General features: G+C 62.7%; 7 protein-coding genes and 1 pseudogene. 5 read left to right on the top strand and 3 right to left on the bottom strand.

Features of this window, described 5'->3' with window-relative positions:
* The coding region (locus BEN47_RS21685; RefSeq protein WP_498365944.1) for a tetratricopeptide repeat protein at positions 1-1,545 on the bottom strand (1,545 nt) is incomplete at its 3' end.
* Positions 1,546-2,177: 632 nt separating this feature from the next.
* Between BEN47_RS21685 and BEN47_RS22045 the strand changes: the two are divergent.
* Positions 2,178-2,492 (top strand): annotated as a pseudogene (locus BEN47_RS22045) (HD domain-containing protein); the annotation flags it as partial.
* A gap of 360 nt (positions 2,493-2,852) precedes the next feature.
* On the opposite strand, the gene moeB reads toward BEN47_RS22045, so the two are convergent.
* Positions 2,853-3,956, bottom strand: coding sequence for a molybdopterin-synthase adenylyltransferase MoeB (moeB, locus tag BEN47_RS10750; protein ID WP_070728368.1), 1,104 nt, complete (start codon positions 3,954-3,956; stop codon positions 2,853-2,855).
* A 411-nt stretch (positions 3,957-4,367) separates the two neighbouring features.
* On the opposite strand from moeB, the gene BEN47_RS10745 reads away from it, so the two are divergent.
* From BEN47_RS10745 to BEN47_RS10730, 4 genes are all read left to right on the top strand, one after another.
* Complete coding sequence (locus BEN47_RS10745; protein WP_070728367.1) at positions 4,368-5,417, top strand: acetamidase/formamidase family protein; 1,050 nt, start codon at positions 4,368-4,370, stop codon at positions 5,415-5,417.
* Positions 5,418-5,770: 353 nt separating this feature from the next.
* The gene (locus BEN47_RS10740; RefSeq protein WP_083322324.1) at positions 5,771-9,370 is read left to right on the top strand and encodes a hybrid sensor histidine kinase/response regulator; all 3,600 of its coding nucleotides are present in this window, start codon (positions 5,771-5,773) and stop codon (positions 9,368-9,370) included.
* Positions 9,371-9,421: 51 nt separating this feature from the next.
* On the top strand, positions 9,422-10,147 hold the full coding sequence (locus BEN47_RS10735; RefSeq protein ID WP_070728362.1) for a LytR/AlgR family response regulator transcription factor: 726 nt from the start codon (positions 9,422-9,424) through the stop codon (positions 10,145-10,147).
* An 11-nt stretch (positions 10,148-10,158) separates the two neighbouring features.
* Complete coding sequence (locus BEN47_RS10730; protein WP_070728360.1) at positions 10,159-10,500, top strand: PKD domain-containing protein; 342 nt, start codon at positions 10,159-10,161, stop codon at positions 10,498-10,500.
* An 84-nt stretch (positions 10,501-10,584) separates the two neighbouring features.
* Here BEN47_RS10730 and BEN47_RS10725 read toward each other — a convergent pair whose 3' ends face one another.
* Positions 10,585-11,826 (bottom strand): hypothetical protein, encoded by a 1,242-nt coding sequence (locus BEN47_RS10725; protein WP_125921619.1) that lies wholly within the window; start codon positions 11,824-11,826, stop codon positions 10,585-10,587.
* Positions 11,827-12,313: the final 487 nt, after the last annotated feature.

The raw sequence follows: 12,313 nt of genomic DNA, 5'->3' as shown, positions 1-12,313 counted from the left end.
GGCGAAGTTCTTCATGAAGTTGAGCGGGTTCTGCAGCTCGTGGGCGATGCCCGCCGTCAGCTCCCCCAAAAACGCCATCTTCTCCGCCTGTACCAGTTGCGACTGCGTTTGCCGAAGCTGGTCGAGCGTGCGCCGGTTGGTGCATAGCTGCCAGTAGATAAATGCGCCCAGCACCGATACCAGCACCACGGCCAGCAAAGCCCCCAGCAATAGCCAGTTGCCCAGCCGCAGGCGTTCGGCCTGCACGGCTTGCGCTTCGCGCAGGTTGCTAATCTGCGCATTTTGGGCCTGCTCCACCCGTTCGCTCTCGTACTGCGCCACGTGAAAGGAGTTTTGCAGGGCGCTGATGGTATCGACCAGCTCAATGTAGATGCGGGCGTAGCGCTGGGCTTCCGCTGGCCGGCCACGGGCGTCGTAGAACGCGGCCAGCTCCTTGAGGTATCGGGGGCGCAGCCGGTCGAGCTGCGCGGCCGTGGCTTTGCTATAAGCCCGCAGCCAATGTGTTTCGGCCCGGGCAAAATTCTTCTGGGCTACGTGGTAGCGCGCCAGGGTGGCGTCCAGCTCCAGTTCGCCGGGCTTGTCAGACATGGGCAGTTTCAGGGAATCGGCGAGGCCCTGGGCCCGCTGGAGCAGGGGGGCGGCGGCTTCTACTCGCTGCATTCGCAGCAGCACAGCCGCTTTTTGTACCAAGCCGTGGGCCAGCGTCATGCCCCGCTCGCTGGGCTCGGCGACGCGCGCGGCCAGGGCCGAATCGGCGGCTTGCAGCGCCGCAGGGTATTGCTGCTGCTGCAGGTACAGCCGCGACAAGGCCACGAAGGTGAACACCCGGTTCTGGCCCTGCACCCGCCGGAATTCGGGCAGGGCGCGTGCCTTGTTCAAGTAATACACCGCCTTGTCAACGTTGTCCCAGTCCGCATAAATAGCGCCGGTCACAATCAGCTCGTGGATGTACAGGGTGCGGCTGAAGCCCTGGGCCATGTCGGCCGCCCGCAGGCTGCTGTTGATGGCGCGGTTGTAGTCGCCCATACGGCGGTAGTACCCGCCCTGCGATACGTAGCAGGCGGCCGCGTTTTCGGTGGCACCGTGCACCCGGTAATAGGCCAGCTTTTCCTCGTAGTACTCCTTGCGGGCATCCATGGCCAGGGTGCGGTTGTAGAGCGCCACCAAATCAATCAACAGCCAGGGAATGGGGCGCTGCAGACTATCGAATTCCGCCACGGCGTTCTTCATGGTGTCCAGGGCCGCGGCATCGGCGTTGCCGCGGTACCACAGCACCAGGCCGGCGCGCAGGCGGCGGTAGGGCACTTCGTTCAGGGATTGGGTACGCTGGTTTAGTGCTAGCAGCTGGTCGAGGAGCGGCAGTGCCTGCGGGTTGGTGGGGTGCAGGTCGAGCAGGTGCACCACGGTGCGCAGCCGGGCGGTGTCGGTGCGCTGCTGGGCCAGGGCGCGGGTCAGCGAATCGTAGTTGGCATCCCAGTAGCGGTGCTGCGCCAGCACGGTTCCGCTCGCCAGCCACAGTGCCCACGCCGTTAAAAACCATTTCATAGGCTTTGCGTCGGGTTAGAAACAGCAAAAAACTGGTCGGCTGGTTTACTTTCCCGCCTTGTCGCCCAAGGATGCCGGGGCCCACGCAAACAAGGGTAATGGTCGAAAATCATCACTGGTAGAAGGGAAGAGCCATAGGAAGCCGAAACGTAGCGAAGCTCATTCGGCAGGGAAGCTTCACCGGGCTTCACTCGTACTTCTTCACATCGTAAAGATTGTTTATTTCCAGAACATTTCGGCGAACGAGTGCGCATATTCCACCACGGCATTTATACTTCATCCATAAAGTGCCACAGCACTTTTCCGGCAGTTCGCTCTGATTTGCAGCATCATTACCGCAAAACCCACGTCCTGCGGAGTGCCCTTACTATATTCTTGATTTATTCAAGTATTAAATATTTATTTTCTAAAGTAAACCAATTATGCCAGTTGCGATAAGCGGCGTTGCAGCGGCGGTTTCTTTCCGGGCCCAGCGCAGCCAGGGGCGAGGGCGTTCGGATTTGCCGCGCTGTTTCTTGCAGCGGGAACGTCCGGCGGGGTATTTGCTACGTCCCCAGCCTGTCACATCACCGGTTTGAAACGTTTTTCTTACAAGCGCCGAGGCCAACGGCCGGGGCCTGCATTTTCCTGCCATGCCCTTCCAAGTTTCAGCCGCCGAAGAGTTTATTGTGAACGAGTTGCGGCGCGGCCTTTCGCCCACGCTCTACTACCACGGCCTGCACCATACCCTTGACGTGGCCGCTGTGGCCACCGACCTGGCCGCTGCCGAAGGCGTGACGGATGCCGAGTCCCTGCTTTTGTTGCGCACGGCGGCGCTCTACCACGATGCCGGCTTTTTGCACGCCTACCAGGGCCACGAGGCGGCCGGCTGCGGGCTGGCCCGCGCCACCCTGCCGGGCTTTGGCTACCCGGCGGCGCAAGTGGAGCAGATATGCGCTATGATTATGGCCACGAGGTACCCGCAGGAGCCCTGCAGCCACCTGGACCAGATTCTGTGTGATGCGGACCTGGACTACCTCGGCCGGCCCGACTTCGAATCCATTTCCACCAGCCTTTACCACGAGCTGACCGCGCGCCAGCTCATTGCCAGCGAACACGCCTGGTTCCAGCTCCAAGCCTCTTTCCTGAGCCACCACTGCTACTGGACTGCTACCGCCCTGGCCCGGCGGGCAGCCCCCAAACAGGCGCGACTGGACCACATCCTCACGCTGCTGGAGAACTGGCCTGCCTGCCTGCCCCGAGGCTTCTTAGGAGAGCACGGGGCGCCAATAGCTCAGCATGACGTTCAACTGCTTCTAAACAATACCTTAATAATCAGCCAGTCCGTTACGGAGCGAATACACTTCTGCGAAGCCCTGGGCCAGCAGGAGTTGAGCGGCTTGCTGGCTGCGTACCCCGCTGGCGCAGTGCACCACCACAGGCACGGTGGTGTTCAAGTGGGCCAGCTGCTCGGGCAGTTGGGCCAGCGGCACCAGCTGCCCGCCGATGTGGCGGAGGGCGTATTCGTGCGGCTCGCGCACGTCCAGCAGCTGCAGCGGCCGGCCGCTGTGCTGCCATTCCTTCAGCTCGTCGGCACTGAGTTCGGGTGCCCGCACTGGCATAACTTCCGCGGGCAGCTCCCCGCAAAAAGCGGCGTAGTCGGGCGCCAGGGCCGTGAGCTGCTGGTTGGCCGCAACGGCGTTGAAGCGCATAGTTTGAAAGCGCATGCCCAAGGCATCGACCAGCAGCAGGCGCCCGCTGAGCACCTCGCCCAGCCCCAGAATTATCTTCAGGGTTTCGGTGGCCTGCATGGTGCCCACCAGACCGGGCAACACCCCCAAAACGCCGATTTCGGCGCAGCTGGGAGCCTCGCCGGCGGCCGGCGGCTGCGCATAAAGGCAGCGGTACGTAGGGCCGCCCTGGTAGTTGAAGACCGATACCTGCCCTTCAAACTTGAAGATGGCGCCAAATACCAGCGGCTTGCCCAGGATAACGCAGGCGTCGTTGACGAGGTAGCGGGTGGCAAAATTATCGGAGCAGTCCACCACGATGTCATACGCCTGAAACAAGGCCAGCGCATTAGCGGAGGTGAGGTGCACCTGATGCGACTGTAGCGCAATGAACGGGTTTTGGGCCTGCAGCTTTTCGGCGGCGGCCACCGCTTTGGGCCGTCCCACATCGGTGGTGGCGTAGAGTACTTGCCGCTGCAGGTTGCTGTCGTCCACGGTATCGGAGTCCAGCAAGCCGAGCGTGCCCACGCCAGCCGCAGCCAGGTACTGCAGCACCGGGCAGCCCAGCCCGCCGCACCCCACCACCAGCACGTTGGCAGCCTTCAGCTTCTGCTGGCCCGCTGCTCCTATTTCGGGCAGCAGCAGGTGGCGGCTGTAGCGGTTGGTTTCGGCAGCGGAAAAAGCGGGGGTAGCAGGGTTCATGGAGCAGGTATTTGGGGCAAGGGAACAGCGGTTCAATAAACAGCTGCGGAGCCCCGATGGCGTGCGGATGGCGGCAATTTCGTCACGCCCCGCTCCGCAACCGGTCGTGGCAACGGCTCATCCGTAGCGGCCAGGTTCGCTTCCCTCAACCAGTGCCTGTTTCCGAAGGCATTTTCTGTGGGCCCGAACCGCCTACATTTGCCCATCTGCCAGCACGACATTTGATAATATTTCTGCTCGATTTATTACGCCAACTTACTTAACATAATAAATAAATAGCTTTCTTAGAAATTATGTTGCTGATGATAAGCGACATATCTATTGGATGGATGCGCTTTGGGACGCAGGCGCTTGTAAGTAGCCTCGCAAGCTGACCCGGCAACTTGGGGTGGCCGGTGCGTACTTGCCCGCATGAACACCCGCCACTCAGCCCGCACTATCGGCAGCCTATTGCTGGCCTTATGCTCCTTTGCCACACATACTGCCCGGGCCCAGCACAAGCTCGTGCCCACGCCCACCACCGTGGCGTGGGGCTATTACGATGCCGCCGCACCGCCCGTGCTGCGCATCAAATCCGGCGAAACGGTGAATGTCCACACGCTCATCACCTCCACGCCGGCCCGCCTCGAAGGCGCGGGCGTGGCGCCCGCGCAAGTGGAGCCGGCCCTGCGCGACATCACCACGCACGTAACCAACAAAGGGCCCGGCGGGCACATCCTCACCGGCCCCATTTTCGTGGAAGGTGCCGAGCCCGGCGATGTGCTGGAAGTGCGCATTCAGTCCATCAAGCTGGCCATCCCCTACGCCTACAACGCCTTCGGGCCCAAGAGCGGCTTCATCCCGGAGGACTTTCCTTACGCCCGGATGAAAATCATTCCGCTCGATGCCAAAAAGATGGTGGCGCACTTTGCGCCTGGCATCGACGTGCCGCTGCGGCCCTTTTTTGGAAGCATGGGCGTGGCCCCGCCCGCCGCGGCCGGCCGCCTGAACAGCGCCCCGCCCGGCATTCACGGCGGCAACTTGGACAATAAGGAGCTGGTGGCGGGCACCACGCTCTACTTGCCGGTGCACGCGGCCGGGGCACTGTTTTTTGTGGGCGACGGCCACGCTGGCCAGGGCAACGGCGAAGTCGACATTACGGCGCTGGAAACCTCCCTCACCGGCACCCTGCAGTTCATCGTGCGCAAAGACTTACGCCTCAGCCTGCCCCGCGCCGAAACGCCCACGGCCTACATCAGCATGGGCCTGAACGAAGACCTGACGCTGGCCGCCAAAGACGCCGTGCGTGAAATGATTGCCTTTCTGGTAACCGAAAAGGGCCTGACCCGCGACGATGCCTACATGCTGTGCAGCGTGGCCGCCGACCTGAACACCACGCAGGTGGTAGACGGCACCCGCGGCGCCCACATAATAATTCCCAAAAGTATTTTTCAGAAAACAGCGAAAGCTAAAACCAAATAGCAGGACGCAACTGGAAGAAGAGGCGTATTGCATGGCAGTTTGGAGTACCATTGGTTAGCTTCGATTGGCCTCCGCCCAAACCACTCGGCCAAACCCGACCTTGCGGCTGCGCACAGCAGCCGGGTCACCTCACGGCCGCCGGCTACGGCAGTACTCACTCCGTGGCCCCGAACGCAATCCAAGGTGGCCTTTTGGTAAAAGTGGTAGCTGGTAGACTCAGAATTTTGCCGCTTTGCAGCGCCTGGCAACCGGGCGAGTAGGGGCAAGTAGCAGGAAGCATTCTACCTTGTAGGGACAAACGACTGGCTGGCTGGTCGGGCTGCACCCTCTGCTTGAAACTGCTCCTTCATTTTATGTACGCCCGGCGAATGGGCCTGCTCTTGCTGGCCCTGCTGGCGGGGCTGCTCCTGCTCTCGTGGCCGGCCCAGGCCCAGCAGGCATTCATCCGCCAGTTTGGCCCGGCCGAGGGCTTGCGGCCACCCTTTGTTTACTCGCTGCTGCAGGACCGGCAGGGCTACCTTTGGCTGGGTACTGCCGAGGGCTTGGTGCGCTACGATGGCACCAGCTTCACCACCTTCACTACCAAAGACGGGCTGGCCGAAGACTTCGTGGTGTCGTTGCGCGAAGAGCCCGCTACCGGCGAGCTGTGGCTGGGGCATTACCAGGGCCGGTTTTCGGTAAAGAAGGAAGCAAACGGCCCCTTTGCCACCGCCGCCCGCGCCGCTGTTTCCGCCCGCCTGGGCCTCACCGCCGATGGCACGCCGGCCGTGGACACGGCCGCTATTGGGCGCTACCTGCGGCGGTACCGCCTGCGCCTGCCCAGCGGCGTGGTGCCCATTTGCCTGCTCGAAGACCGCGAAGGCAATACCTGGTTTGGCACAGCCGGCCAGGGACTGTGGCGGCATTCGGACCGGCATTTGCGCCGCTATCCTACTCCGGCTGGGGGCGCGCCGCCGGTGGCCCTGAGTCCGGGGCCGCAGGGCACCTTGCTGGTGGGTACCGCGGCCGGTCTGCAAACCACCGACACCAATGGCAAGCCGGGGCCCCAGCTTAGCAGTAGTCCTGCCGTGCCCGTGCGGGCACTATTGGCCGCGCCGGGCAGCGGGCGCGGCTACTGGGCCGGCACCGACGGCGACGGCCTGTGGCAGTACGCCCCGCCCCGGGCGCCGCGCCGCGTGAAGGGCCTGCCCGCCACCCTGGAGGTCTCGGCCCTGGCCTACGCGGCCAGCAGCGGCCTGTGGGTGGGCACCACCGCCGATGGCCTCTACCTGCTGCCGGCCGACACCACGCAGCCCGTGCGCCACTTCACCACGGCCGAAGGGCTGCTGCAGAACAGCATTTATGCGCTGCTGGCCGACCGCACGGGCCGGGTGTGGGTGGGCACCCACGGCACCGGTCTGGCCGCCTACACTCCCGCCAGCCAGCAGTTTGCCCATTACCGCCTCGGGGCCAGCGGCGTGTCCATCAGCAGTTTTGCCGAGGACGCGGCGGGCCGCGTGTGGGTGGGCACCGAGGGCCAGGGCCTGTACTGCCTCACCGGCAAAACCTGGCAGCACTACGACGCCGGCCACAGCCTCTCGACCAATTACGTGTACGGCATGCTCGCGCTACCCGCCCTGGGCAAGGCCGCCGATGCCGGCAACTGGCTGCTGCTCTCGCACCTGCAGGGGCTCACCCTGTTCAATGTGCGCACCCAGAAATTCACGCCTTTGGCAGCGGCCAGCGACACGCTGGTACGCGACTGCCGCGGGCCCTTGGCGCTGGCCTCGGGGGCGCGCCCCGCCGCCTGGGCCGCCACCCGCGCCGGGCTGGTGCGCATCGACCTGCGCGAAGCCCTGGAGCGCACGCGCGAACTGCCCCCCGGCCTGGTGTTGGCCGCCGCCGAAGTAGACGGCGACCCGCAGCCCGTGGCGGCACTGGGCGAGCTTTCGGCCACCCGGCACCGGCTCCGCTTTGCCTTCACGGGCCTGAGCCTGGCGGCCAGCAGCGAGCCCCTGGAATACCAGTACCGCCTGCGGGGGCTGGCCGACACCTGGAGCCGGCCCAGCGCCTCGCCCGAAGCGCAGTTTCCCGGCCTCGACGCCGGTTCCTACACCCTGGAGGTGCGAGCGCGGCACGGTGCTGCGGGCCCCTGGAGCCCTGTGGCCCGGGCCTCGTTTGGCATTGCCACGCCGTTTTGGCGCACGTGGTGGTTTGCGGGGTTGGTGGTGCTGGGGGCGGCCGGCCTGCTGTGGGGCGTGGTGCGGTATCGGGAGCGCGCCCTGCGCGAGACCCAAATTATTCTGGAGCGCACGGTGGAGGAGCGCACCGCCGAGCTGCGCCAGCAAAAAACGCACATTGAAGCCATCAACGCCGATTTGATGGTGGCGCGCGACGCGGCCGAAGCTTCCCAGCGGGCCAAGGCGCAGTTCCTGGCCAACATGAGCCACGAAATCCGCACACCGATGAATGCCGTCATCGGCCTCACCAATCTGCTGCAGGCCACCCGGCCAAATACCGAGCAGGGCGAGTACCTCACGGCCATCGAGTCGTCGTCGCAAAACCTGCTGGTTATCATCAACGACATCCTCGACAGCTCGAAGATGGAAGCCGGCAAGCTCACCCTGGAGCAAGTGCCCTTCCGCCTGCCCGAGGCCGTGCGGCGCCTGGCCGCCATGTTCAAGTTCGCAACCGAGACCAAGGGCCTGTTTTTCAGGGTTGATGTGGCGCCCAACGTGCCCGCCGCCGTGCTCGGCGACCCCGTGCGCCTGAATCAGGTGCTGGTGAATCTGGTGGGCAACGCCATCAAGTTTACCCGGCAGGGCGGCGTGCTGGTAACGGTCACCACCGCGGTCTTTTCGCCGGAGCTGGCCGCCGGCTCTGCATCTGACGGTCCTCCCCGAACCGCTATTCGCTTTGCGGTGCGCGACACGGGCATTGGCATTCCGGCAGATAAGCTGGGGGCTATTTTCGAAGATTTTTCCCAGGCCAATACGTCTACCACGCGCGAGTTTGGCGGCACTGGCCTAGGCCTGAGCATAGCCCGCAACCTCGTGCAGCTCCACGGCGGGCAGCTGGGCGTGACGAGCAAGGAAGGCCAGGGCTCTGAGTTTTTCTTCGAGCTGGTGTACGAAACGGCCGACGCCAGCGCGGCCCAGCCCGAAACGCCCTACGGGCAGTTGGAGCCGTTTGAGCCCGCGCTGCGCGTGCTGGTGGCCGAAGACAATGCCCTCAACCAGCTGGTGGCCCGCAAAACCCTGGAAGCCTGGAACGTGCATGTGGTGATAGCCGAAAATGGCCGCCTGGCCGTAGAAGCCGTGGTAGCCGCCGAAACGCCGTTTGACGCCGTGCTTATGGACGTGCAGATGCCCGAAATGGACGGCTACGAAGCCGCCCGCCAGCTGCGCCAGCGCTTCCCCGATGCCGACCGGTTTCCCATCATCGGCCTCACCGCGTCGGTGCTGCCCGAAGACCGGGTGCTGGCCCTGGCCGCCGGCATGAACGACACGCTGGCCAAGCCCTTCGAGCCGGCCGTGCTCTATGCGCGCCTGGCGCACTTCACGGGCCGCAGCATTTCGGCGGCCCCGGCGGCCGGCAGCGCACCCAGCGCCAACGGCGGTGCCCCAGCCCACGGCGCGGCCACCAAACCCGACTGGCACCTGCTGGAGGAGCTGGCGGGCGGCAACGAAAACTTCCTGCGCCAGATAGTGGGCACCTTTCTTGTGGAGGCCCCCACGCTGGAGGCGCTGCTGGCCGCCTCCTGCCTCAGCGACCCGGCGGCCCTGGCCAGCACGGCCCATAAGCTCAAAGGGCAGGTGGCTTATTTTGGCGTGCCGGTGCTCCACACCCAGCTCGACGAACTGGAGCGGGCCGCCCGCCACCCGGCTTTGCCGTACTGTGAGCCCCTGGTAGCTGCCATCCGCCAGCAACTGGCCGAGCTCTATCCGCAGCTCGAAGCCCGGGCCAACGCCTGATACTGCGCCGTATAACCTACATTCGTCAGCCTAACATCCAATTACCTTCCTATGCCTACTACTGCTCTGCGCTGCCTGGTCGTCGACGACGACCCGCTCTCAGTTCAAGTGGTGCTCAACTGCATCGCCAACACGCCCTTCCTCACCGCTATTGGCAGCTACACCAACCCCGTAGAAGCGGCCGAAGCCTTGCGCACCCAGCAAGTCGACTTGCTCTTTCTGGACGTGGAAATGCCCCTCATGTCGGGCATTGAACTCTTGCGCACCCTCCAGCACCCGCCCCTGGTGGTGCTCATTACCAGCAGCAAAGACTACGCGGTGCAGGCGTTTGAGCAATCGGTAGTCGACTATTTGGTGAAGCCCTTGAGCTACCCGCGCTTCTTGCAGGCGTCGCAAAAGGCCCTGGCAGTGGCCCAGCGCCAGCCTCTGGCCAGTCCCGATGCCATTCAGGCGCCCGCGCCCGATGCGGATTTCACCTTCGTGAAGGTGGACAACAAACTGGTGCGCGTGGCCTTCGACGAAGTGTACTACATCGAAGCCCTCGGCGACTACGTGCACATCGTGACGGGCCACAGCAAGCACATTGTGTACAGCACCATGAAGGCCGTGGAAGAAAAATTCCCCACCAGCCGCTTCGTACGCATCCACCGCTCGTTCATTGTCAACATCAACCGCATTCAAACCCTGGAAGACAACTCAGCCAATGTGGAAGGCAAGCTCATCCCCGTGGGCCAGACCTATTTGCGCGACGTGATGCAGCGCCTCAATAAGTTTTAGATACCACCAGCGTGAGCTGCGGCCCGCCCCTACCCCTGCTGCTGTGCGTCGACCTCGACGGCCGCGCCTCCATCAACCTCGTTCAGCAGAACATCGTGGACTTCACGGCGCTGCCCAGTCGCGTGAAAGTGGGCGAATCCGTGGCCTTTACCGCCCCCGACGCCCAACTCCCTGCCTGCCAAAACGTGCAGTTGCTCTGGGACTTTCGCGACGGCACCCTTGCCAGGGGCCGCACCGCCCAGCACATCTTCCGCCGCCCGGGCAAGTACCTGGTGCGCTTCAGCATGCGCGGCTACGGTTCCAACGATTGCATTGGCAGCCACTGCGTGACCCACGAAGTGGTAGTAGAATAGGAGCAAAACCACGTCGCAAAGCAGCCAGCCGAGTCCCAATGGGGTCGTACCCGACCGGCCGTTTCATCGTTTCGGCGTAGTTGCCTACGCTTCGTTTGCTACCGGCACTCCGTCGCGCAGCAGCTCCAGGACCAGTTCCCACAAATGCTCGTAGGGAATGATTTCCACCTCGGCAAAGGCCTCGCCGGGAGGCGGGGTATCGCGCAGCTGCTGCAGCAGCGGCCCGCTGCGCTCAGCGGCCTGCGCGGCATCGAAGTTGCTTTCCACAATCAGCTGCAGCAGGCGTAGAAACAAGCGGCTGCGCAACGTGGTAGGTTCATATAAGTGCCGCTGCTGGTACTTGCGCAGGCGCTCCAGGCGCAGCAACACGGCCTCCAGGTTGCGCTCGCGCAAAAAGTGCAACAACTGCAGCACCAGAATGGCCACGTTGTGGCCCCGTTTGTCGCGGCTGTATTCGGGCAGCTGCAATACCCATTGGGCCATTTGCCGCTGCCGGGCCGTGGTCACGCGCTGCGGCGGCAGCACAAAGTCGATGTACGACTTATACAGGTCCCAGCGCTGCAAGGCCGCTTCCCGCTGAATGAGGTAAGAGGGGTTTTTGGTGATGACGACGAGCAGCTGCTGCGCCCGCTCGTATTGCTGGGCGTGCAAAGCTAGCAACACATGGTGCTCCTGGAAATAAAACCAGTTGCTGGACGACGGGTGAAAGTCCCGGTTGTATTCCTCAGCCAGGCGCAGCCCCTGCACAGGCTGCCGGCTGCGCAGGTAGGCATAAATACTCATGAAGTGGTTGAAGCGAATGTCAAATCGCCGGGCATTCTGCTTGCCCTCTCGCATCCGCCGGGAAGCGGCCGCCGTTACACGAATGATTTCCAGATAGTTGCCTTGCAGCTCTTCGTGCGCCAGCCTCGTCCGGTACACAATGTTGTACGTCGTGAAGCTGCGGGCCCGCCGGTGCAGGCTTTCCAGGTGCACGATGCGCTCCGGTAGCAGGCTCAGCACGGAGCGGCGGGTGGCAACCGTGCCGCTTAGGGCCAGTTGCGTATCGGTGTATAACTGTTCCGCCTCCTCTTCCAAAGCCAAAATTTGCTGCGCCCGGGCTAGGGTTTTAACCACTTTTTTATAAGGAATTGCCTGGCGTTGCTCGGCGTATAAATTCCGTAGCATCCGGGCACTCTGCACCACATAGTGGGTGAATTCGCCCGTTTCGGCCAAGCGCAGGCAGCGCTGCAGCAACCGTTCCGACAGCTTGTACTCGCGCTCAGCGTACAGGATGCTTACCTTATGCAACAAATCCAGGCACTCCAGTTCGTAGCGCCGCGACACCAAGTGCCGCGGGTCGGTATGGTCAAGAAAATACAGTTGATTCAGTAGCTTGCTGCGTACCCGAGACTGCAGCTTCTGCAGAGCGCGAACGTTTGCAGCGGTTGCCTTGCCGTATAAAGTTTTTACTACTTGCAACTGGGTCGCTTCCGGCGAGGCCGTCAAGGCGGCCACAAACTGACTCTCCTTATTCCCCTGATTACTTCGCAAGTCTAAAATTGGCAAAGAACCCAAAGACCTGGATGTCACAATTCGCGCCAAATTTGCAATCTCATTCATCAAAAAAGTGGCTTACGAGTATATGTTAAAAGCATTGATTGAAAAAAGGTGTTCAGAACTGGCGTCACAATTACGGGTATTCTTTCCTTTTTTGGCTGCGGCAATGCGCTGACCTTTGTATCGTGGATAATTCACTGCATTTTGGTAGTTGGAAGTCACAAATTGATGCTTTTTTTTTAAAGCATCATTCAAAAAGATTCCCTAGCGATTA

The sequence above is a fragment of the Hymenobacter lapidarius genome (assembly GCF_001816145.1).
Classification (GTDB): domain Bacteria; phylum Bacteroidota; class Bacteroidia; order Cytophagales; family Hymenobacteraceae; genus Hymenobacter; species Hymenobacter lapidarius.
The sequence above is the reverse complement of the archived record's forward strand: the minus strand, read 5'-3'. Positions and strand labels throughout refer to the sequence as shown.

Bases quoted from the DNA above. Each gene is read 5' to 3' on its own strand.
- BEN47_RS10745 (WP_070728367.1), top strand. From the start codon at position 4,368: ATGAACACCCGCCACTCAGCCCGCACTATCGGCAGCCTATTGCTGGCC.
- moeB (WP_070728368.1), bottom strand. From the start codon at position 3,956: ATGAACCCTGCTACCCCCGCTTTTTCCGCTGCCGAAACCAACCGCTAC.
- BEN47_RS10735 (WP_070728362.1), top strand. From the start codon at position 9,422: ATGCCTACTACTGCTCTGCGCTGCCTGGTCGTCGACGACGACCCGCTC.
- BEN47_RS10740 (WP_083322324.1), top strand. From the start codon at position 5,771: ATGTACGCCCGGCGAATGGGCCTGCTCTTGCTGGCCCTGCTGGCGGGG.